The 20282-nt window shown below is 65.3% G+C and carries 26 protein-coding genes; 4 read left to right on the plus strand and 22 right to left on the minus strand.

The features are described 5' to 3' along the window. Positions 1 to 127: 127 nt before the first annotated feature. Both ACFOHJ_RS13135 and ACFOHJ_RS13140 read right to left on the minus strand, forming a co-directional pair. On the minus strand, positions 128 to 865 hold the full coding sequence (locus tag ACFOHJ_RS13135) for an outer membrane protein (RefSeq protein WP_378221067.1): 738 nt from the start codon (positions 863 to 865) through the stop codon (positions 128 to 130). Positions 866 to 1109: 244 nt separating this feature from the next. Beyond that, positions 1110 to 1439 (minus strand): DUF1236 domain-containing protein, encoded by a 330-nt coding sequence (locus ACFOHJ_RS13140; RefSeq protein ID WP_378221069.1) that lies wholly within the window; start codon positions 1437 to 1439, stop codon positions 1110 to 1112. 240 nt (positions 1440 to 1679) lie between these two features. Between ACFOHJ_RS13140 and ACFOHJ_RS13145 the strand changes: the two genes are divergently transcribed. Next, complete coding sequence (locus tag ACFOHJ_RS13145) at positions 1680 to 1871, plus strand: KGG domain-containing protein (RefSeq protein ID WP_378221071.1); 192 nt, start codon at positions 1680 to 1682, stop codon at positions 1869 to 1871. A 66-nt stretch (positions 1872 to 1937) separates the two neighbouring features. Here the strand turns inward: ACFOHJ_RS13145 and ACFOHJ_RS13150 are convergent, their stop codons facing one another. Further along, positions 1938 to 2375 carry a hypothetical protein gene (locus ACFOHJ_RS13150; protein ID WP_378221073.1) on the minus strand — a complete coding sequence of 146 codons (438 nt, stop codon included), beginning with the start codon at positions 2373 to 2375 and terminating at the stop codon, positions 1938 to 1940. 281 nt (positions 2376 to 2656) lie between these two features. Here ACFOHJ_RS13150 and ACFOHJ_RS13155 point away from each other — a divergent pair, with 281 nt between their 5' ends. Beyond that, positions 2657 to 3019 (plus strand): SPW repeat protein, encoded by a 363-nt coding sequence (locus ACFOHJ_RS13155; RefSeq protein WP_378221074.1) that lies wholly within the window; start codon positions 2657 to 2659, stop codon positions 3017 to 3019. A 250-nt stretch (positions 3020 to 3269) separates the two neighbouring features. After that, the gene (locus ACFOHJ_RS13160; protein ID WP_378221076.1) at positions 3270 to 3464 is read left to right on the plus strand and encodes a DUF1059 domain-containing protein; all 195 of its coding nucleotides are present in this window, start codon (positions 3270 to 3272) and stop codon (positions 3462 to 3464) included. A gap of 53 nt (positions 3465 to 3517) precedes the next feature. Here ACFOHJ_RS13160 and glmM read toward each other — a convergent pair whose 3' ends face one another. After that, entirely contained in the window at positions 3518 to 4867 is a 1350-nt protein-coding gene (gene glmM / locus ACFOHJ_RS13165; RefSeq protein WP_378221079.1) for a phosphoglucosamine mutase, read from the minus strand. 290 nt (positions 4868 to 5157) lie between these two features. Between glmM and ACFOHJ_RS13170 the strand changes: the two genes are divergently transcribed. Further along, entirely contained in the window at positions 5158 to 5991 is an 834-nt protein-coding gene (locus ACFOHJ_RS13170) for a hypothetical protein (protein ID WP_378221082.1), read from the plus strand. Between the two features lie 68 nt (positions 5992 to 6059). On the opposite strand, the gene ACFOHJ_RS13175 is transcribed toward ACFOHJ_RS13170, so the two are convergent. From ACFOHJ_RS13175 to ACFOHJ_RS13260, 18 genes are all read right to left on the minus strand, one after another. Continuing rightward, on the minus strand, positions 6060 to 6275 hold the full coding sequence (locus tag ACFOHJ_RS13175) for a hypothetical protein (RefSeq protein ID WP_378221085.1): 216 nt from the start codon (positions 6273 to 6275) through the stop codon (positions 6060 to 6062). A gap of 65 nt (positions 6276 to 6340) precedes the next feature. After that, a complete protein-coding gene (locus ACFOHJ_RS13180; protein WP_378221087.1) occupies positions 6341 to 6772 on the minus strand; it encodes an SRPBCC family protein in 432 nt (143 codons plus the stop codon). Continuing rightward, positions 6769 to 7092 carry an ArsR/SmtB family transcription factor gene (locus tag ACFOHJ_RS13185; RefSeq protein ID WP_378221090.1) on the minus strand — a complete coding sequence of 108 codons (324 nt, stop codon included), beginning with the start codon at positions 7090 to 7092 and terminating at the stop codon, positions 6769 to 6771. The genes ACFOHJ_RS13180 and ACFOHJ_RS13185 overlap by 4 nt, the downstream gene beginning before the upstream one ends. Before the next feature lie 201 nt (positions 7093 to 7293). After that, the gene (gene ftsH, locus ACFOHJ_RS13190; protein ID WP_378221092.1) at positions 7294 to 9231 is read right to left on the minus strand and encodes an ATP-dependent zinc metalloprotease FtsH; all 1938 of its coding nucleotides are present in this window, start codon (positions 9229 to 9231) and stop codon (positions 7294 to 7296) included. A 106-nt stretch (positions 9232 to 9337) separates the two neighbouring features. Further along, a complete protein-coding gene (gene tilS, locus ACFOHJ_RS13195) occupies positions 9338 to 10702 on the minus strand; it encodes a tRNA lysidine(34) synthetase TilS (RefSeq protein WP_378221095.1) in 1365 nt (454 codons plus the stop codon). Next, a complete protein-coding gene (gene ybgF / locus ACFOHJ_RS13200) occupies positions 10696 to 11778 on the minus strand; it encodes a tol-pal system protein YbgF (RefSeq protein ID WP_378221097.1) in 1083 nt (360 codons plus the stop codon). The genes tilS and ybgF overlap by 7 nt, the downstream gene beginning before the upstream one ends. Before the next feature lie 202 nt (positions 11779 to 11980). Next, positions 11981 to 12490: a peptidoglycan-associated lipoprotein Pal gene (gene pal / locus ACFOHJ_RS13205; RefSeq protein ID WP_378221099.1), complete on the minus strand. Its 510-nt coding sequence runs from the start codon at positions 12488 to 12490 to the stop codon at positions 11981 to 11983. 227 nt (positions 12491 to 12717) lie between these two features. Beyond that, positions 12718 to 14013 carry a Tol-Pal system beta propeller repeat protein TolB gene (gene tolB / locus ACFOHJ_RS13210; protein WP_378221573.1) on the minus strand — a complete coding sequence of 432 codons (1296 nt, stop codon included), beginning with the start codon at positions 14011 to 14013 and terminating at the stop codon, positions 12718 to 12720. A 61-nt stretch (positions 14014 to 14074) separates the two neighbouring features. Beyond that, positions 14075 to 15241 carry a hypothetical protein gene (locus ACFOHJ_RS13215; RefSeq protein WP_378221101.1) on the minus strand — a complete coding sequence of 389 codons (1167 nt, stop codon included), beginning with the start codon at positions 15239 to 15241 and terminating at the stop codon, positions 14075 to 14077. A 2-nt stretch (positions 15242 to 15243) separates the two neighbouring features. After that, complete coding sequence (tolR, locus tag ACFOHJ_RS13220) at positions 15244 to 15702, minus strand: protein TolR (protein ID WP_378221103.1); 459 nt, start codon at positions 15700 to 15702, stop codon at positions 15244 to 15246. 7 nt (positions 15703 to 15709) lie between these two features. Next, positions 15710 to 16420, minus strand: a complete 711-nt coding sequence (tolQ, locus tag ACFOHJ_RS13225) for a protein TolQ (RefSeq protein ID WP_378221106.1) — start codon at positions 16418 to 16420, stop codon at positions 15710 to 15712. A gap of 271 nt (positions 16421 to 16691) precedes the next feature. After that, positions 16692 to 17159 (minus strand): tol-pal system-associated acyl-CoA thioesterase, encoded by a 468-nt coding sequence (gene ybgC, locus ACFOHJ_RS13230; protein WP_378221108.1) that lies wholly within the window; start codon positions 17157 to 17159, stop codon positions 16692 to 16694. A gap of 12 nt (positions 17160 to 17171) precedes the next feature. After that, positions 17172 to 18209: a Holliday junction branch migration DNA helicase RuvB gene (ruvB, locus tag ACFOHJ_RS13235; protein WP_378221109.1), complete on the minus strand. Its 1038-nt coding sequence runs from the start codon at positions 18207 to 18209 to the stop codon at positions 17172 to 17174. Beyond that, complete coding sequence (locus tag ACFOHJ_RS13240) at positions 18206 to 18598, minus strand: PIN domain-containing protein (protein WP_378221112.1); 393 nt, start codon at positions 18596 to 18598, stop codon at positions 18206 to 18208. Before ACFOHJ_RS13240 ends, ruvB begins: the two co-directional genes overlap by 4 nt. Beyond that, a complete protein-coding gene (locus ACFOHJ_RS13245; protein ID WP_378221115.1) occupies positions 18595 to 18891 on the minus strand; it encodes an AbrB/MazE/SpoVT family DNA-binding domain-containing protein in 297 nt (98 codons plus the stop codon). Before ACFOHJ_RS13245 ends, ACFOHJ_RS13240 begins: the two co-directional genes overlap by 4 nt. A 55-nt stretch (positions 18892 to 18946) precedes the next feature. After that, positions 18947 to 19567: a Holliday junction branch migration protein RuvA gene (ruvA, locus tag ACFOHJ_RS13250; protein WP_378221118.1), complete on the minus strand. Its 621-nt coding sequence runs from the start codon at positions 19565 to 19567 to the stop codon at positions 18947 to 18949. Then, a complete protein-coding gene (locus tag ACFOHJ_RS13255) occupies positions 19568 to 20002 on the minus strand; it encodes a type II toxin-antitoxin system VapC family toxin (RefSeq protein WP_378221121.1) in 435 nt (144 codons plus the stop codon). It abuts the gene before it with no gap. Further along, on the minus strand, positions 19980 to 20243 hold the full coding sequence (locus tag ACFOHJ_RS13260; protein ID WP_378221123.1) for an AbrB/MazE/SpoVT family DNA-binding domain-containing protein: 264 nt from the start codon (positions 20241 to 20243) through the stop codon (positions 19980 to 19982). The genes ACFOHJ_RS13255 and ACFOHJ_RS13260 overlap by 23 nt, the downstream gene beginning before the upstream one ends. Positions 20244 to 20282 lie beyond the last annotated feature (39 nt).

Raw genomic sequence — 20282 nt, forward strand, 5'->3', positions numbered from 1 at the left:
CTCGCGGCCTCAGGCGTCAAGAGAAAAGTTTTTGTCGCGACCAGGATACTGGATGCGGCTGCGCGCGCCGGCAAAAGAAACGGCGGACCGGAGGCCCGCCGCGCATCGTCGATAAACAGGGGGCAGGCTACCAGAGGTCGTAGCGCAGGCCGACCTTGATCTGGTGGCTGTCGATGCCCTTGCGCAGGACGGACTGGTTGGTGCCGTCCAGCGAAAAGTATTTTGCGTTCGGGGCGGACAGGTACTGGTAGCCGACATCCAGCATCAGGTTCTTCGAGACCTGGTAGGCCGCCCCGGCATTGAGCGAGTAGGCGAAGGCATACTGGGTGTGGCGATCATAGGCGGAAAGCGTGCCGGTCGCGTCGGTATAGTCCGCCGCCAGGCGCCTGCGCGCCTGCATGACGCCGATGCCCGCGCCGACATAGGGCGTGATGCCGACATAGGTTCCGAGATCGACATAGCCGTTGACCATCGCGGTAAAGGCGCTGTTCTTCACATGCGCCGAGCCGGATTCGGGCGGCGTGTCGAAGGCCACGTCGATCTTGTTGCCCGGCAGCCAGCCGAGGTTGAAGTCGCCGCGCAGATAGTCGTTGAAATGATAGCCGAAGCCGAGGCTGGCAAAGACCGGCCGCTCGCGCTCGGAATAGTCGATGCCGGGGCCGCCGAAATCGACGTGCCGGTAGGTGTCTTTCGGCAGGTAGGCGACATCACCGCGCAGATACCAGCCGGAGCCGATTTCGACCGGCGTGTATTCCGGCGCCTGGTCGACATAGATCGGCGGTTCGTAGTCGGCAGCCAGCGCCGGCGTCAGCGGCAAGAGAGCAGTGGCGGCCAGCGCCAGCGCGACACGCAGTGTGAATTTCATGTTCCCCGACTCCCGACGTTGCCCCGATGGCGGCCACAAGGCGGGCCATCGTTCCGGAAGCATTATTAACCATAGTGGTTAAGTGCCGGTTAACCCTGCTGAAATTGTCGGGCAAGGAAATCAATGTGTTGAGGCGGGCGCGTGGCCTTATTCGCCGTCGATGGTATCGCCGCAGTCATGGCATTATCGCTAAGGCCGGAAAAAACCCCGGCGCGACGGCCGGGGTTTGGGGACCCTGTGCGGATCAGTTCAGGACCTGGACGATCTCATGCGTTTCCGGATCGACGACGACGGTCTGGCCGTTGATGACGGTGTAGCGATACGGCACGTTCGGAACCTCGTGGAGTTCCACCGTGTCGGGGACCTTGGCCCCAAGGCTCAGTTCCAGCCCCAGGATGTTGATCGACGCGGCCGGGTTCTTGTGCACGTATTCCCGGATGACGGTCTGCTGTTCAGGCTGGACCACGACGGTCTTCGGTGCGGGCGCCGGCACGATCACGGTGTCCTGTGCGCTTGCCGCCCCGAGGCCGAGAAAAACTGCGCAAACAGCACCAATTGGAAGAAGCGGTTTCATCGTTCTCTCCTTTCAAGCACGATTGCCGAGAGAGAAATGCCGTTCCGGGGCAGCCCGTTCCCAAATGAAATGAGGCCTTTTTGCGTCCTGTAGCCGCCGGCTGGTTCGCGCTTGCAGCCGGCGTCCAGGCGGCGTGTCACGTTATATTACGTGAGGGAACGGCGCTCTCCGGGCTGTCGTTGGGAGGGCGTGCGAGGCGATGAGCGTCCCGCGCGCCAACCAAACCAAAGGAGAAGCATCATGCCGAACCAGGGCGGAACGCACGAACAGCATGTGAAGGCAGGCCAGCAGAGCCACAAGAACGATGACCGCGGCCAGCACGCATCGGGCCAGTACCACGAGCGTGACGGCGGGCATCGCGGTGGCAGCGGCAACTTCGCCGAAGACCGCGAGCGCGCCTCGGAGGCCGGCCGGAAAGGCGGCCAGCACTAGCTGACGCGGTGCCTTTATCGTGCGACCCGCCCGGCTTCCTGCCGGGCGGGTCTTCGCATGGCGGGGTCAGGCGTGAATCCCGAGTGTCTGCAGCAGGCTCGCTATGAAGCCCCGGCCCCTGATCGCCCTGCGAACGCAGTAGGCCGCGCGCGACGCCTGCATGGACAGGCCGACGTGGCAATAGCAGACGATTTCGTGCAGTTGCCGGTCCGTCAGCTCGAAGAACCGCTTCGCGTCGCCGTAGCTGTCGCCGGCCAGGCCCTGCCTGCACAGGACTTCGTCGTTGAACGCGACCGATATGGGCGAGCCGTTCGCGCGCATCTTCTCCCGCTCCAGCAGGGGGCGGTACTCGGTCCCCTCGAGAGCCGTCAGGATGCGGTTGGGCTCCCGCTCGAGCAATTCGGCCCAGCGCTGGAGGCGCTCGGTGCGGGTCATGTCAAGCTGCATCGGGTCCGTGTGGACCGTCGCGATCGCGTGCATCTGGTCTAAGGTTTGGTGCTTCACAGCAACCTCCTGTCACGGTGGTGTAGCCGAGCGCCCATTGCTGAAATTATAGCGCGCAAGCGGCAAAGCGTCACGGTGTTAGGCCTGCCCGCCGCGATAAAAAGACTGTCAGGAAGGAGCCGTCGCCCGGGGGCTGCTCCTTTGCCCGCTTTGGCGGCGTAATCTCATCAATTCTGCGCGAGGGACCGGCTGGATGCTTGAAGCCTGCGCGGAGCGATCCCACGTCAAATAGCGACTGCTATAGGCAGCCGGCGTATCTTCTTTCGGGAAGGATTTGTCGTATGGTAGACGCTGCTCTTGATCGTAGGAAAGTCCAGGACTGGGTCAACCTCGTTCTGGCGGTAGTGCTGTTCATCTCTCCTTGGGTGCTGGGGTTCGTTTCGACCGGCGCGGCCGCGTGGAACGCCTGGGCGGTTGCAATCGTCATCGGGGCGCTTGCGATCGCGGCCATTACGGCCTTCGCCGTATGGGAGGAATGGATCAACCTGCTCCTGGGGTTGTGGCTGATCGCCAGCCCATGGGTGCTGCATTTCTCGATGGACAGAAGGCCGATGTGGACGTTCGTCGTCCTCGGCATCATTGCCGCGGTGGTTTCGGCCTGGTCCCTGTGGGAAAACCAGAACGGAACGCACGCGCACGCCTGACGTCGGGCGAAAATATCGGCGCCAAGCCCACCGGATAACGGCGGGCTTGGCGTCTGCTGATTGAAGATCGGCCAGCGCAAGGTTCTCGATTTCACCCCGTCGAGCGCCGGGGTTGGTGATCGTCTGCGATACTTTCCGGCCGGGTTTGGGCGCGTCGGGAGCGGGGGCACCCTCTTGTGATTTGGTGCGTCAGGTGCCGAGGCGTATATTAGCGGGACGCGGGGCAACAGTCCTGGTCGGGAGGAAAACCATGGCACGAAAATACATCGATTGCCGAGAATTCCCGAGTGAAATGAAATGCACCATAGCCATCTCCGCAGATGGGGAGGATGAGCTTATCGACGCTGCGGTACAGCATGCCGTATCGGTCCACGGGGAAACGGATACCCCGACCTTCCGGGCCGAAATCAGGAAAGCGATCCATGAGGGCGCGCCTGCTCTCTGATCGCCTTACGGAATGCCGCCCGGCCAACCGTCGGGCGGTGTTCCGGCGGCCGGTCAGGCCGCGCTGCGCGTCTCGGAAATCACTTCGACAAGCTGGTTGACGACGGTTTCGACCAGTTTCGCATCGTCGCCTTCCGCCATCACGCGGATGAGCGGCTCCGTGCCGGACGGGCGAATGACAACGCGGCCGGTGCTGCCGAGGCGCTGGCGCGCCTCCTCGATCGCTTCCTTTACGGAAGTCGTCTCCAGCGGCTTGCCGCCGGAAAAGCGCACGTTGCGCAGCAGTTGCGGCACGGGCTCGAATTTTTTCGACAGTTCGCTCATCGGCCGGTTCTGCCGCTTCATGCAGGCCAGTACCTGCAGCGCCGATACCAGGCCGTCGCCGGTGGTGGAGAAGTCGGACAGGACGATGTGGCCGGACTGCTCGCCGCCGACATTGAGCCCTTGAGCGCGCATATGCTCGACCACGTAGCGGTCGCCGACCTTGGTGCGATGCAGTTGCAGGTTGAGGCCACCGAGGAAGCGTTCGAGCCCGAGGTTGGACATCACCGTGGAGACGACGCCGCCGCCGGCCAGACGGCCGCTCTGGTGCCAGGCTTCGGCGATCAGCGCGATGATCTGGTCGCCGTCGACGATGGTGCCGTTCTCGTCGACGATGATGACGCGGTCGGCGTCGCCGTCGAGCGCGATGCCGATGTCGGCGCGGACCTCATGGACCTTCTTCTGCAGGCCGGCGGGCTCGGTGGAGCCGCATTCCTTGTTGATGTTGTAGCCGTTCGGGTCGTCGTTGATCGAGATGACCTCGGCCCCGAGTTCCCATAGCACGGCAGGGGCGACCTTGTAGGCGGCGCCGTTGGCGCAGTCGACGACGATCCTGAGGCCCGAAAGCGACATCGAGCGCGGCAGGGTGCGCTTGGCGAACTCGATATAGCGGTCGTGGACGCCGTCGACGCGCTTGGCGCGGCCGATGCCGTCGGAGTCGGCCAGCGCCATCTCGACGTCGTCGTTCAGCATCGCCTCGATGCGCATCTCGATCTCGTCGGAGAGCTTGTAGCCGTCCGGGCCGAACAGCTTGATGCCGTTGTCGAAATAGGGGTTGTGCGAGGCCGAGATCATGACGCCGATATCGGCGCGCAGCGAACGCACCAGCATGGCCACGGCCGGCGTCGGGATCGGCCCGAGCAGGAACACGTCCATGCCGGCCGCGCACAGGCCCGAAACCAGCGCGCTTTCGATCATGTAGCCGGAAAGACGCGTGTCCTTGCCGACGACGACGCGATGACGGTGGGTGCCGCGCTGGAAGGAGAGGCCGGCGGCCATGCCCACGCGCTGGGCGACTTCCGCCGTCATCGGAAACTTGTTGGCCCGCCCTCGGATACCATCGGTGCCGAAATAACGTCCCATGTTACTTCTGTCCTGCCTGCTCTTTTAGACGGCTGTCATGCCACAACTGCGAGACCCGCCACGATCACAATGTATGAGGCTGTGTTACGAATCCGTTGTTTCTGGCATGGGAAATCGCCGAGATCTTGCGAGAATGCGGCAATTGAATGCCTTTGCAAGCCTGCGGCACCGCCATTGCCATGATTTGCGCATATTCCACAGATTGTGCTTTTCATGTAGCGGTTGATGCTGGCTCAACCGCGCCGGCATCGCCCGCCAGTGAGTTGTGGACGGCAACATTGGAGAAACGCATGCGTATCGATCGACTTGCCACATGGACCGGCCTCGCCCTGTTCACGCTTTTCCTGGCATCGCCAGCCAATGCACTGACCATGGCCGAGTGCAGCACCAAGTATAACGCGGCCAAGGAGGCCGGAACCCTCGGCGGCCAGACCTGGAACCAGTTCCGCAAGGCCGAGTGCGGGGCCGATGCCAGCGCCGCGACCGACACGACCAAGACGAAGAAGACCACCGCCAAGGCCGACAAGGCAGACAAGGCGGCGGCGAGCGAGGATACGGCCAAGGGCCTCACCAGCAAGGAATGCAGCGCCAAGTACCAGGCGGCGAAGGAAGCCGGCACGCTGAACGGCATGAAGTGGAACGACTTCCGCAAGGCCGAGTGCGGCCCGGGCGCCAGCGCTGCGGCTGCGGCCAAGCCGGCGAAGGCCACGAAGAAGGCCGGCGACACCGCGCAGGCGGATGCCGGCAAGGGCCTCTCCATGGCCGAGTGCAGCGCCAAGTACCAGGCCGCCAAGGCCGGCAATACGCTGAACGGCATGAAGTGGAACGATTTCCGCAAGGCCGAGTGCGGCGCCAATGCCGCCGACGACGACACGGTGCCGAATCCGACCGAAGCGAAGTACGACAGCGAACCGGCGGCCCCGACGGCGAAGGCGCCGCGCGGCGTGAAATTCCCGAGCGCCGTTTCGCAGAAATATTCCAATGAAACGCCCGGCAAGGCGCGCATGCACACCTGCCTCGACCAGTACTATGCCAACAAGGACGCCGACGCGCTCGGCGGCCTGAAGTGGATCCAGAAGGGCGGCGGCTTCTACAGCCTGTGCAACGCCCGCCTGAAGGGCTGATCGGCACGGCAACCGCACTTACCGGAAAGGCCCGCAAGCACGTCTTGCGGGCCTTTTCTTTTGCCGGTTTACCCTGCGCTGTCGGCGCGTCCTCTCGGAAGATAGGGCAGGGCGAACATGTAAAAGCCGCTGAACAGGAGCAGGAAAAGCGGCAGGAGCGGCGAGTAGACGATCCAGGCCGGCGGCTCTCCTCGCGTCATCGCGGCGAAATTGGCGATCACCGTGACGGTGAAGACGATGGCAAGCCAGCGATGGCCCTGCCTGATCCATTTGCTCCAGTTCAACGAAACCTCCTGCGAAAAAGGGGAAAGGCCGCCCGGCGGCGGCTGCGGCTAAAATGGTGCGGGCGTCAGTCCTCCTGCGCCACGACCTGGTCGAGCCTTTCGAGGAACTGCGGCCACCCGGCCCGCGCGCCGCCGTAAGCCTGCTTCTGGTCCGGCCGGAAGCCGGATTGCTCGACGCGCAGATGCGTGCCCGACCTGGTCGGGGTCAGGGTAAAGGTCACCACGCTTCGCAGGTCGTAGGCCGCGTCGTCGTGAGGGAAATCCCAGCGGTAGGACAGCGTCCTGTGCGGCTCGACGGCAAGCACTTCGCAGTCCAGCACGCCGCCCCAGTCGCCGCGAAGATTGAAGCGATGCCCGACGGCGGGCTTGAAGTCGTTCTTCATCAGCCATTCCTCGATCAGGTGCGGTTGCGTGAGCGCGCGCCAGATCTTTTCGGCCGGGTGCCGGAACTCCCGCTCGACGACCACGGCGCGGGTTTCGGTCGATCCTTCGTTCATTGGTCCATCCTTTCGAGCAGGGTTTCGAGGTCGTCCAGCCGGGACTGCCAGAACCGCGTCATGGCGCTCGTCCAGTCGGCAAGCGGTGCCAGCGCGTCCAGCTGGGCGCTGTAATGCGTCTGCCGTCCCTCGTGGCGGTCGCGCACCAGTCCCGCCTGCTTCAGGATCGCGAGATGCTTCGAGACGGCGGGTTGCGAGATGCCGGCCTGCGCCGTCAGGGCGCCGACCGTCTGCTCTCCGGCGCGGCACAGCCGCTCGAAGATGGCCCGCCGCGTCGGATCGGCCAGCGATCGGAAAAGGGCGTCGTGAGGGTGAGGCATGTCAATCAATAACCATTCAGTTATTAGTAATCCATAACCAAACGGTTATAGGTATGTCAAGGGGCGCATAACCAAACCGGCGATGACCGGCCGGCGGGAAAATTCCGGTGGCGAAAACAAAAACACCGCGGACTGGCCGCGGTGTTGTCAGGACGCATGACGGGTTTCGGAAGGCGAAGCTCACGCCTCGCCGCTGCCGGCTCAGCTCGAAGGCTGCGGCTCCATGCCGCCTTCGGGCTCGGGGCCCTTCTTCTTGCCGCGCGCGGTGCCGCCGGCCTTCGGCACGGCCGAGCCGCGGCTGGTTGGGGTGTCGTCGCCAAGGTCGCGCGACGGCTTCTTGCCGGCGAGCAGTTCCTTGATCTCGTCGCCCGACAGCGTCTCGTATTCCAGCAGGCCCTCGGCCAGCGCGACCCAGTCCTTCTTCTTCTTGGTCAGGATCGCCTTGGCGGTCGAATAGGCCTCGTCGATCAGCCGGCGCACTTCGGCGTCGATGATCTGCGCCGTCTCTTCCGAGATGTTCTGCTGGCGCGCCACCGAGTGGCCGAGGAAGACCTCTTCCTGGTTGTCGCCATAGGCGACATGGCCGAGCTTGTCGGAAAAGCCCCAGCGCGTCACCATGGCGCGCGCCAGCTTGGTCGCCTGGTCGATGTCGGAGGAGGCGCCGGAGGTGATGTTCTCCTTGCCGAACTTGAACTCTTCCGCCACGCGCCCGCCCATCATGATGGCGAGGCGCGAGATCATGTACTTGTAGCTCATCGAATAGCGGTCGCCTTCCGGCAACTGCATGACCATGCCGAGCGCGCGGCCGCGCGGGATGATCGTCGCCTTGTGCAGCGGGTCGGCCGCCGGCACGTTGAGGGCGAGGATGGCATGGCCGGCCTCGTGATAGGCGGTAAGCTCCTTCTCGGCCTGGGTCATGGCCGAGGAACGGCGCTCGGCGCCCATCATGATCTTGTCCTTGGCGTCCTCGAACTCGGCCATGGTGACCAGCCGCTTGTTGCGGCGCGCCGCCATCAGGGCCGCCTCGTTGACGAGGTTCATCAGGTCGGCGCCGGAGAAGCCCGGCGTGCCGCGCGCGACCACCTTGAGGTCGACATTGGGCGCCAGCGGCACGTTGCGGATGTGCACCTTGAGAATCTTCTCGCGGCCGATGATGTCGGGGTTCGGCACCACCACCTGGCGGTCGAAACGGCCGGGGCGCAGCAGCGCCGGGTCGAGCACGTCGGGCCGGTTGGTGGCCGCGATCAGTATGATCGACTCGTTGGATTCGAAGCCGTCCATCTCGACCAGCAGCTGGTTCAGCGTCTGCTCGCGCTCGTCGTTGCCGCCGCCGAGGCCGGCGCCGCGATGACGGCCGACGGCGTCGATCTCGTCGATGAAGATGATGCAGGGCGAGTTCTTCTTGGCCTGCTCGAACATGTCGCGGACGCGGCTGGCGCCGACGCCGACGAACATTTCGACGAAGTCCGAGCCGGAAATGGTGAAGAACGGCACGTTGGCCTCGCCGGCGACCGAGCGGGCGAGCAGCGTCTTACCGGTGCCGGGCGGGCCGACGAGCAGCACGCCGCGCGGAATCTTGCCGCCGAGCCGCTGGAACTTTTGCGGATCGCGCAGGAACTCGACGATCTCCTCGAGGTCCTCCTTGGCCTCGTCGACGCCGGCGACGTCCTGGAAGGTGACGCGGCCATGCGCCTCGGTCAACAGCTTGGCCTTGGACTTGCCGAAGCCCATGGCGCGGCCGGAGCCGGACTGCATCTGGCGCATGAAGAAAATCCACACGCCGAGGATCAGGATCATCGGCAGCCAGGAGATCAGGTAGCCGAGCAGCGTATTGGAGCCGTCCGTCTCGGGCCGGGCGTTGATGGTGACGTTCTTGGCCTCGAGCCGCGACACCAGCGCCTGGTCGCCGGGCGAATAGGTCTGGAAGCCGCTGGTGTTGTCGGTGAAGCTGCCGCTGATGCGGTCGCCGGCGATGGTCACCGACTTCACGCGCCCGGCATCCACATCCTGCAGGAACTGCGAATAGGGGATGTCGCTGGCCGCGCCGCGCGTCTGCGGGGTCTGGAACAAGTTGAACAGGGCGATGAGCAGGACCGCTATGATCGCCCAAAGTGCCAGGTTGCGGTAATTAGGATTCATCTAGTGTCCCGTTTGCGCCGCCGGGCGGACGCGTACGATTTGAAGGAAGCTTGAGCTTAACATAGGCAGGGCAATGGCCATTGCCAAGCACGGCGGCGTATCTCGGTTAAGCATTGGTGGGTGTTTTCCCGGTGTCGAAAGGGAGTTCAGGCAGCGCCCGCGCGCCGACGAGCCCGGCAAGCGCGCCGGCAAGATCGAGGTCGAACGACGGCAGGAAGCGATCGAACGGCGCGACGACGGGGGAAGCGGCGGCGGCCGCAACGGGCCGGAACGCCGGTTCGGCGGCCGTCGCGGCGGCGATCAGGCTCGGCGGGGTTGGACTCTCGCCCATCGTGGGCGATTCCGCGGGGACGTTGCCCTCTGGCTCGACGCTCACGCTGCCGGCTCCTCGACGCAACGCGATACGGTAGCGGCCGTCCCAGATCGTGCCGTCGACGGCGTTTACAGGGGCGGGCAGGTCGCGCCGCTCGCGGTGAAGGAAGATGCCGGCGCGGCGGGCGTCGACCACTGTCCGCGACAATGTGGCGCAAAGCGGGGCGGCGGCGATCTTGTCGAGCAGCGCCGCCGTCCGCGCCTCGTCCGGCGGGAACGGGGTTCCGCCGGCGGTTGCCAGCAGCAGGCGCAGTGCGGTGACCGCTGCATCGCGCTCGCCGCGGGGGAAGGCGGGATCGAGGCGGATGAGACCGGGCACCGGCCGCGTGGCGCAGACGCGGATCAGCGCGGCGGCACGGCGACTCCTGTCGGTGCGTGCGGCTGCCGCCGTTTCCGCCAGGGCGAGAAGGTCGCCGATCCGGCGGGAGCCTCGGCCTTGGTACAGGGCGGCGCGGACGCGTGGACGCTCGTAGTGCTCGTCGCTATTGGTCGGGTCGTCGATCCAGCCGATCCGCCGGTTGCGCAGGAAGGCGCGCAGGGCCGCGCGCTCGATGTCGAGCAGCGGCCGCAGGATCCATGTCTGCCAATCGTAGAGCGTGGCCGGCGCCATGCCGGCGAGGCCGCGGCCGTATGCCGTCGTGAACTCGTCGCTGCGGGCCTGGCGCATCAGCACCGTCTCGGCCTGGTCGTCGGCGGTATGGGCGGTCACGACCAGGCCGATGCCGGCCTGCCGCGCCGCTGCCGCCAGCAGCCGGTAGCGGGCTTCGCGCGCGGCGGCGGGGATGCCGCTGGCCGGTTTCGCGTCGCTCCAGACCATGGTGCGGTGGGCGATGCCGAGCGTGGCGCAGAGGCTGGCCACCGCCCGCGCTTCGGCGGCGGATTCGGCGCGAAGCCCATGGTCGACGGTCACCGCCAGCAGCTGTGCCTGCGGCGCGTTGCGGTCGAGATGGTCTTTGAGGAGAAGAAGCAGCGCGGTGGAATCACTGCCACCGGATATGGCGACAACGGCGCCATTGGAAAAATCGATACGGGAAAACAGGCTTTCCGTGAGGCCGGCCACGGCGTCGTCGCCAGTGTCCGCCCGGAGTGATGTCAGCACGAAGCCTGCGCCCGTTCCTGCTTGACGCGTGCCTTGAGCGCGCTGGAGGCGTTGGGATAGCGCTTGCCGATCTCGCCGAAGGTGGCGCAGGCGACGTCGCGCTGCTTGAGGCCGACGAGGGAGACGCCGAGCTTGAGCAGCATGTCGGGGGCCTTCTTGGCCTTCGGATAGTCCTTCGAGGCCGCTAGGAACACCTCGGCCGCGTCGCGGTATTTCTGCTGGCCGAGCAGCGATTCACCCAGCCAGTAATGGGCGTCGGCCGCCTTCGCGTCCTTGGGGAAGCGGGAGATGTGGTCGCGGAAACCCTGCTCCGCCGTGCCGTAGTCGCCGGACAGGATGAACTGGTAGGAGTTGCGGTAGAGCTCATCGGCGTTGTCGGTGGCGGGCAGGGCGGCGACGACGGAATTGCCGCTGGTCCCGGTCTGCGCCTTGGCCGCCGGGGCCGGATCCGGCGTGGTCGACTGCGTGTTGCCTTCGGCGTCGATCACGTTGCCGTTCTTGTCGACGGTGATGGTGCCGAAGGTTTTCGGCGGCGCGCCGGTGCCGGGAATGAGCTTGCCCGGATCGCCGTTGCCGGAATCGATGATGACGTCCTCGACGCTCTGGCCGCCGCCCGCGGCACCTGCATCGGCAGGTGCTGCGTTGGCAGACGCCCCGGTGTCGGGCGTCTGCTGGGGAGCGGCGGCGACGTTGCTGTCCGTGCCGGCGCCCGCGTCGGACTTCTGCTGCTTGCCGCCCGAACCGGTCTGCTCGAGCTGCTGGAAGCGGAATTCGTTGTCTTCCTGCTGCTTGCGGATCTGTTCCTGCATCTGCAGGACCTGGAAGTTCAGTTCCTCGATCTTGCCGTTCAACTGGCGAATCTGGTCTTCCAGCGCGGTGGTGCCGGCCGTCTGGGCAAGCTGAACCGGACGCGCCTCGTCCTTCTGCCCGAACACGCCCGGCAGGCCGATCGACGGCAGGTGGAAGGAGAAGCCGCTTTCCCGCGGCGTAGACGATCCGGCGCCGTTGGCCGAGGCGGCCGCGCCGGATAACAGCAGCATCGCAAGCGTGCCACTCAGGATCAGTCTGAAATGCATATGCCTCTCGCCATCATGTTAGTCATGTTCGTGCCGGCCCGGCCATCGAGCAACAAGCGCGACGATAGGGTCGGCACGCCTCCGGCACCGTGGCCTTTTAGCAGGGCGCGAGAGTTCGGCCAAATTTTGTTTGCGCGCGCGAGATGTGAAAAAGGCGGCCCTGAGGGCCGCCTTTCCCGAACGGTTGTTGCATAAATGCCGATCAGCTGCCGGCGCCACCGAGCGTGGTGACGGCGCGACGGTTCTGCGACCAGCAGGAAATGTCGTCGCACACCGCGACCGGCCGTTCCTTGCCGTAGGAAATGGTCTTGATGCGGCCGGCGTTGATGCCCTGCGAGGCAAGGTAGTCGCGGGTGGCGGCGGCGCGGCGGGCACCGAGCGCGAGGTTGTATTCGCGCGTGCCGCGCTCGTCGGCGTGGCCTTCGACGACGATACGGTACTGGCTGTACTTGTTCAGCCACTGCGCCTGGCGGGCCAGCGTCTGCTGGGCGTCGGCGCGGATCGCGGAGGAGTCCGTGTCGAAGAAGATGCGGTCGCCGACATTGACGGTGAAGTCCTGGGCGGAGCCCGGAGTGGCCGCGCCCGCGCCGCCGCCGAGGCCGAGGTCGGCCGCGCTGTTGAGGTTCTTCTTGGAGGCGCAGCCGGTAATCGCCAGCGAGGCGAAAAGCGCGATCATGGCCGGGTTCGTTGCAAACTTTGCGATACGGCGCATGCCGCCTCTCCTTCGCATTTCGAGTGAATTCATTGATCCGTCAGTAACCACGTTTGGGTTAACGGGCGTTCAATGAACACGGTTAAATTTCTGTTTCGTGCTGCCGTCCGCAGCCGATGACGTGCGTTTCAGACCTAGACCTAAATGCGGCCAAAACGCGACCAAGACAGGCAAAAGAGGCCGGAGCGGCCTCTTTTTCCGAAGTAAAGTGCAGGAATTGGCGGGGTTTACTCAAGCAATGGCGACCAGGCCGGGTCGGAGGCGTAGTTCGCCGTGGGAATGGATTGCTCGTTGCGGCCGGTGAGGTCGACGGAAACCAGCTTCGGTCCGCCGCCCGCATCGCGGAAAAACATCAGCACGCGGCCGTTCGGCGCCCAGGTCGGGCCTTCCTGCTGGAAGCCGGAAGACAGGATGCGCTCACCCGAGCCGTCGGTGCGCATGACGCCGATCTGGAACTGCCCGCCGGTCTGCTTGGTAAAGGCGATGAGGTCGCCGCGCGGCGACCATACGGGCGTCGAATAGACGCCCTGGCCGAAGGAGATGCGGTGCGGGTTGGAGCCGTCGGCGCCCATGACGTAGATCTGCGAACGTCCGCTGCCGCCGCCGCGGTCGGAGGTGAAGACGATCTGCGAGCCGTCCGGCGAATAGGAGGGCGAGGTGTCGATGGCGACGGAATCGGTCAGCCGCGTGGTGTTGCGGCTCCTCAGGTCCATGGCGAAGATGTTGGAGTTGCCGTCGTCGCGCATCAGCGACATGATCACCTTCTGGCCATCCGGCGAGAAGCGCGGCGCGAAGGTCATGCCCGGGAAGTTGCCCACCAGTTCGCGCTGGCCGGTCTCGATCTGCAACAGATAGACGCGCGGCTGGCCGCTTTCGTACGACATGTAGGTGATTTCCTGCCGGTTGGGCGAGAAACGTGGCGTCAGCACGATCGACTTGCCGTTGGACAGATAGCGCACGTTGGCGCCGTCCTGGTCCATGATGGCGAGGCGCTTCTGGCGGGAGTTCTTCGCGCCCGATTCATCGATGAAGACGACGCGCGTGTCGAAATAGCCCTTTTCGCCGGTCAGCCGCTCGTAGATGGCGTCGGCGATGATGTGGGCGATGCGGCGCTTGTTGCTGTCGTTGCCGAAGAACTGCTCGCCGGACAATTGCTGGCCGGCATAGGTGTCCCACAGGCGGTATTCGGCGCGGATGCGCCCGTCGGCTTCCTTGCTGACGCGGCCGGTGACCAGCGCCTGCGCGTTGATGACCTTCCAGTCGTCGAAGCGGGGCGCGACGTCGGGATTGGAGATCTTTTCGATGAAGGCCGACTTGTCGATCGGGGCGAACAGGCCGGAGCGTTTCAGGTCGGCGATGACGATGCTCGAAATCTCGGCGCCGAGCTGGTCGCCGGCTATGAAATCGGTGACGGCGATCGGCAGCGGCTCGATCGTGCCCTTGTTGACGTCGATGGTGACCACGGCATGGGCGGGCAGGGTGGTGAATCCGCCGATGCCGGTAGCAAGAGCGCTGGCCACCATGAGCGTCGAAAGCAGTTTCTTCATGCGATAAAACCTCTTTTTTCCTCGTTGGCGGCGTTCGTCAGAACATGTCGCTTGGATCGAAATTGACCACTACTTCCGCCCAGGTGTCGTATTTGTCGGCCGGCAGGTTGAACGGCGCGCATTTCTGTACCGCGCGCACCGCCGATTCGGCCGCGGTGCGGGCAGGGCCGGAGGCGGCGCCGCCGGCCACCACTTGCGGGCGCCCTTGCAACATGCCCGAACGGTCGAGCTGGAAGCGCACCGAAACCTTCAGCGTGGCGGCGTCGTCGACGCCGGCCGGGATGCTCCAGCATCCGCCGAGCTTCTGGCGCAGCGCGTCCATCTCGTTCTGCGACAGCGTGGCACCGCCGGTCGTGCGCTCGCCGCCGAGCGATGCCTGCTGCGTCGAGCGCTTGGCGCCGCCGCCCGAGGGCTTCTGCTTGTTCAACAGCGCGGAAATGGCGTCGGCGTCGAACTCCTTGTCGTCCGACTTCTGCCGCGAGGAAGCTTCCTTGACCGGCTTGTCGGAATTCTTGCGCTCGGGCGTTTTCGCGGTCTCGGCCTGCGCCTGCTGGGGCTGCGGCTTCGGCCGCGCTTCGGGCGCGGGCGCGGCGTTCGGAAGCTTGACCGGATCGGCGACGGGCTGTTCGGCGGCGATGGCCTCGGCCACCGCGTCGGGCTTGGCCGGCTGCGGCTCCGCCGTCTTTTCCTTCGGCGGCTCGGGCTTGGGCTCCGGCTGCTTGACGGGCTCCGGCTTGGGCTTGGCTTCCTTGACCGGCTCGGGCTTCACTTCTTCCCGCGGCTGCGGCACGGGGGCGACCTCGGTGGTGGGAACCGGCTTCGGTTCCTCCTTCGGCTTCGGCACGTCCTCGGTCTTGATCTGTTCCTTGGGCTCGGGCGCGGGCGGCGGGGCCGCCGCTTCCTCGACGGGCGTCGGCTTGGCCTCGGGCGTCGGCGGCTTTTCGGTGTCGACGCTGTTGTCGCCCACCTTCTGGGCGTCGGCGACGATATCGGGACGCTTGGTCGGCGTCGGCGCCGGCTTGTCGTTCAGGTCGGCCTTCTTGTCGCCCTGCTGGATCTGGGTGAGCTCGGAAAGCGGCACGATATCGACGGGCAGCGACTCGGTGTCGGCCACCTCCAGGGCAGCCGGCGCCGACAGCGAGAACAGGCCGAAGGCCAGTGCCGCCGCATGCAAGATCACCGATGTGGTGAGGCCCGCCTTCAAGATTACTGGTCCTGTTCCTGCAGCGTCACGAGGCCGATGTTCTTGTAGCCGGCGGCCGAGATGCGGGCCATCACCTTCATGACGGTGCCGTAGTCGGCGGTCTTGTCGCCGCGCACGAAGATACGCTCGTCATAGCCGGTCTTGGAGATCGCCTGCAGCTTGCCGACGACTTCCTCGATCGGAATCTCGGTCTCCTGGAGATAGACCTTGCCGGTGTCGTTGATCGAGACCGTGATCGGCTGGGTGTCGGCGTTCATGGCCTTGGCCTGCGTGTCGGGCAGGTCGATCGGCACGCCGACGGTCAAGAGCGGCGCCGCCACCATGAAGATGATGAGCAGCACCAGCATCACGTCCACCATCGGCGTGACGTTGATTTCGGACATCAGGCCATGCTGGCGGCCGCGCCGTCCATGGCCGCGCCCACCGCGGCCGGAGCCGCCGGAACCCATAGACATTCCCATGATCGACCTAAACCTTCTGCGCTACTTTTTCATCGATTTGGCGCGAGAGTATGGCGGAGAACTCGTCGGCGAAGCCTTCCATCTTGGCGCCGAGCTTGCCGGCGTCCGACGTCAGCTTGTTGTAGGCGATGACGGCGGGGATGGCGGCCAGCAGGCCGATGGCGGTGGCCAGCAGCGCTTCGGCGATACCGGGCGCCACCACCGAAAGGCTGGTGTTCTTGGAGGCGGCGATGGCCTGGAACGAGGTCATGATGCCGATGACGGTGCCGAACAGGCCGATGAAGGGCGCCGCCGAGCCGGTGGTGGCGAGGAAGCCGAGGCGGCCTTCCAGCTTTTCCATCTCGCGCGTCAGCGCCAGGTCCATCGCCTTGTCGATGCGGTTCTGCAGGCCGATGGGCGACTTGGCGCCTTTCTCGAAGCTCTTCTTCCATTCGCGCATGGCGGCCACGAAGATCGCGCCCATGCCGGTCGTCTTGCGGTCGGCCAGCGTGCGGTACAACTCCTCCAGCGACTGGCCCGACCAGAAAATCTGTTCGAAGCGGTCGAGCGATACGCGCATGCGCGCATACGCCACCAGCTTGTCGACGATGATTGCCCAGCTCCATACCGAAGCGGCGATCAGCCCGAGCATGACGAGCTTGACCACCCAGCTGGCCTGCATGAACAAGGCCCAAATCGACAAGTGCGCGCCCGGTTCGGCGAGAGCGATATTTTCCATTCCTACGGTCCCTAGATTTTTCCGGGCGTGGCTTGCGGCTGGCCCTGCGCATCCCTTGTCTGTCGTTCGCCCATGAAGTGCGAACGACCCCGAAAATGCGGTGTCGCGGCCTTTTCAAGGCAAATATTGGTAAAACGAAGGCGCGCGATCGCTTCGATTTTTACCGATCTCTTCATGAACTGTTATGGTTAAGGATAAGTTAGGGCCGTTGGCCCGGTATCGAATTCCAGCGGCGTCCGCCGGTCGGTCCGGGCGTAGCCTGCCTGCCTCTCTATTGGCGCAGGAAAGCGGCGATCCATTCTTTGGGAAAACGGCGCGGCCTGCCGTTCTCGCCGATGATGGCGGCCTGCACTTTCGCCTCCACCAGCACCTCGTCGCCGCGCTTCAGCTGCTGGGCCATGACGATGCGCGCGCCCGATATCTCCTCGGCGCGGGTTTCGACGGTCAGGATGTCGTCGATGCGCGCGGCCTTGAGGAAATCGATCTCCATACGCCGAACCACCCAGACGATGCGCTCGCCGTGCTTGCCCTCGGCAAGCTCGGTGTGGTGAACCCCGGCCAGGCGCAGGAAATCCGAGCGGCCGCGCTCGAGGAACTCCAGGTAGCGCGCATGGTAGACGACGCCGGAGAAATCGGTATCGGCATAGTAGACGCGCGCCAGCAGCCGATGGCCGGACTCCGTCAGCGTGCCGGAAAGGCCGGCTGCGAGCGCAGCGTCGGATTGAACTTGGTCGGCCATGGTGCCTTCTTCCTATTCTTCCTGGAACAGGTTGATCTGCTGCTGCGCCAGCTCCCTCGGCGCCTCCAGACCGAGATGGCGCCAGGCGTTGGCGGTCAGCACCCGCCCGCGCGGCGTGCGCTGGATGAAGCCCTGCTGGATGAGGTAGGGCTCGATGATGTCCTCGATGGCGTCGCGCGGCTCGGAAAGCCCGGCGGCGATCGTCTCGATGCCGACGGGGCCGCCGCCGAAATTGCCGGCGATCATCGTCAGGTAGCGGCGGTCCAGCGCGTCGAGGCCGAGCCCGTCGACTTCCAGCCGTGTCAGCGCCTCGTCGGCGATCCTGCGATCGACATGGCCGTCGCCGGCGACGGCGGCGAAGTCGCGCACGCGCCTGAGCAGCCGGCCGGCGATGCGGGGCGTGCCGCGGGCGCGCCGGGCGATCTCGACCGCCCCGTCGTCGCCGAGCGGCATGCCGAGGATGCGGGCGCCGCGCCGCACGATCAGCTCCAGTTCCTCCACCGTATAGAAGTTGAGGCGTACCGGAATGCCGAACCGATCGCGCAACGGGTTGGTGAGCAGGCCGAGCCGGGTGGTGGCGGCGACCAGCGTGAAGCGGGCGAGGTCGATCTTGACCGAGCGTGCCGCCGGCCCCTCGCCGATGATGAGGTCGAGCTGGAAATCCTCCATGGCGGGATAGAGGATTTCCTCGACCGCCGGATTGAGGCGATGGATCTCGTCGATGAACAGGACGTCGCCTTCCTCGAGATTGGTGAGGAGGGCGGCGAGGTCGCCGGCCTTGGCGATCACCGGGCCGGAGGTGGAGCGGAAATTGACGCCGAGCTCGCGCGCCATGATCTGCGCCAGCGTCGTCTTGCCGAGACCCGGCGGGCCGACGAACAGGACGTGGTCCAGCGCTTCGCCGCGCGCCTTGGCTGCCTCGATGAACACCTTGAGGTTGGCGCGCGCCGCCGCCTGCCCGACGAACTCGTCCAGCGTCTGCGGCCGCAGCGTCTGCTCGGCGTCTTCGCCGCGTTTATCGGGCGCGATGAGGCGGGGGGAAAGGGTCAAGACAGGAGTTCCATGCCGGGGATTTTCTTCGCCGCGCGCCGGTCGAAGGTGACGGTGCCTGAGCAGCCGGCCCGCTGCCCCAGTTGCGCGACGAGGAAATCGGTAAACAGGGCGGGCAGGTCGCCGTCACGTGCCACAGAAAGCATTTCCCTGCCTTCAATGATAAAATCGTCCGTGTCCAGAAGGCCCGAAACGGCGTCGAGGATGTCGGCGTGAGGCAGGCGATAGCGGAAGCGCAACACCCAGATCGTCTCCGCCATGGTGACCGCGCTGACGAAGGCGGGGTCATCGGCTGACCGGTCCTGGAAGAAGCGCAGGGCTACGGCGTGCTGCGCGGCGTCATCGGCCGTCAGAAGGCGCACCAGTACATTCGTATCGACGCCGATCAATCCCGGTCGTCCTCGATAATGCCGCTATGCCACTCGCGCTGAATGCGCGCGTCGTCCTCGGCGACCGCTTCCATGATGGCTTCGTCCATTTCCTCGATCGTCAGCGGCTTCATGCCCGGGCGGTGCAGGATGCCGGCAAGATCGACGGCTCGCAGCTTGCGGGGTCTTACGATCGCTCTGCCTTCCTCGAGCGTCCATTCGATGCGTGCGCCGCGCTCCAGCCCGAGTTTATCGCGCACGGCCTTCGGGACGGTGGTTTGACCCTTGGAGGTTACGCTGCCGATCATGCCCATGGGATTTCTCCTTACCTTCGAAACATAGTAAGGAAACGTGCCGCAATCAAGGAATTCACCGCGCCAGTTCCTTCAGGCCGAAGCGGATGAGCTTGGCCGAGTCTGCGTCTTCGCCGGCGAGCTTGATCGCGCTGGCCACTGCGTTGGCGGCGGTGTCGCGCGAATAGCCGAGATTGGTCAGGGCCGATACCGCGTCGGCGACAGGGGCTGCGGCGACGCCTTCGCCGATCTCCTGTTTCAGCCCGATGGTGCCGGACGCCGCGCCGGCATAGGCCGGGGCCTTGTTCTTCAGTTCGGTGACGATGCGCTCGGCGACCTTCTTGCCGACGCCGGGGGCGCGGCTCACCATGGCGATGTCGCGCAGCGCGATGGCGTTGGCGAGGTCGGCCGGCGACAGCGTCGACAGCACCGCCAGCGCCACCTTGGCGCCGACGCCCTGGACGTTGCCCATGAGCAGGCGGAACCAGTCGCGCTCCAGCGCCGACTGGAAGCCGTAAAGCCGGATCATGTCCTCGCGCACATAGGTCTCGATGAACAGCACCACCGCCTCGCCGGGCGAGGGCAGGCCGGCCAGCGTGCGTGCCGAGCAGAAGGCGACGTAGCCGACGCCGTGCACGTCGACCACGCAATGGTCCTCTTCGATCTCGTCCAGCGTGCCCTTGAGCTTGCCGATCATCTATTCGTTCTCCAGGGCATATGTCTCGGGGCTCACGATGTTGAGGCCGGGGAAATAGGAGCGATACCGCGCCGCGTCGCGAGTGAGCAGGCGATGGCCGCCAGCCAGCGCATGGGCGCCAATGAGAAAATCCGGCAGGGTTCTTTCCCGCTTCCCGCCACGCAGGCGGTAGAGCATGTGGGCAGTGCCTGCCGGAAAGGCGGCGCCGAAGGGAAAATCCTCACGAAGCGGCTCAAGCCACTCGAACGCGCGTGCAAGCGTTTCTTCGCCGAACGAAGGTTTCGACAGCTCCGCCCAGACGATGGCGCTGAACACGATTGGTCCTTCGCCGAGCGCCTGCTTCAGGGCCGCCAGGGACCAACGCCGCGTTGGCGCCTCCGCCGGGCCCAGGACGTCGATCAGGATGTTGGTGTCAACGAGGGTCGAGATCTTCACGCGGTCCTCGCAGCCAATCCACATAGGCCTTGCCGTCCATGCCCATGGTATCGAAAGTACCGGCGACGGCCGCGGCCCATTCCTCGAAGGTCTGCCTTCTTGCCTCAGGCGCGGGCTCCCGCTTCTCTATCACGACGCCGGCCTCCCGCTCCACGAAATCGACCTCGCTGCCGGGCCCTATACGCAGCCGGTCGCGAATCTCCTTGGGGATGGTAACCTGGCCTTTTTCCGTCACGCGCATGGTAATACCTCGTGGGTATTACTTACGGGAATGCCCGGA

The organism is Aquamicrobium soli (assembly GCF_042646345.1).
GTDB classification, from domain to species: Bacteria; Pseudomonadota; Alphaproteobacteria; order Rhizobiales; family Rhizobiaceae; genus Mesorhizobium; species Mesorhizobium soli_A.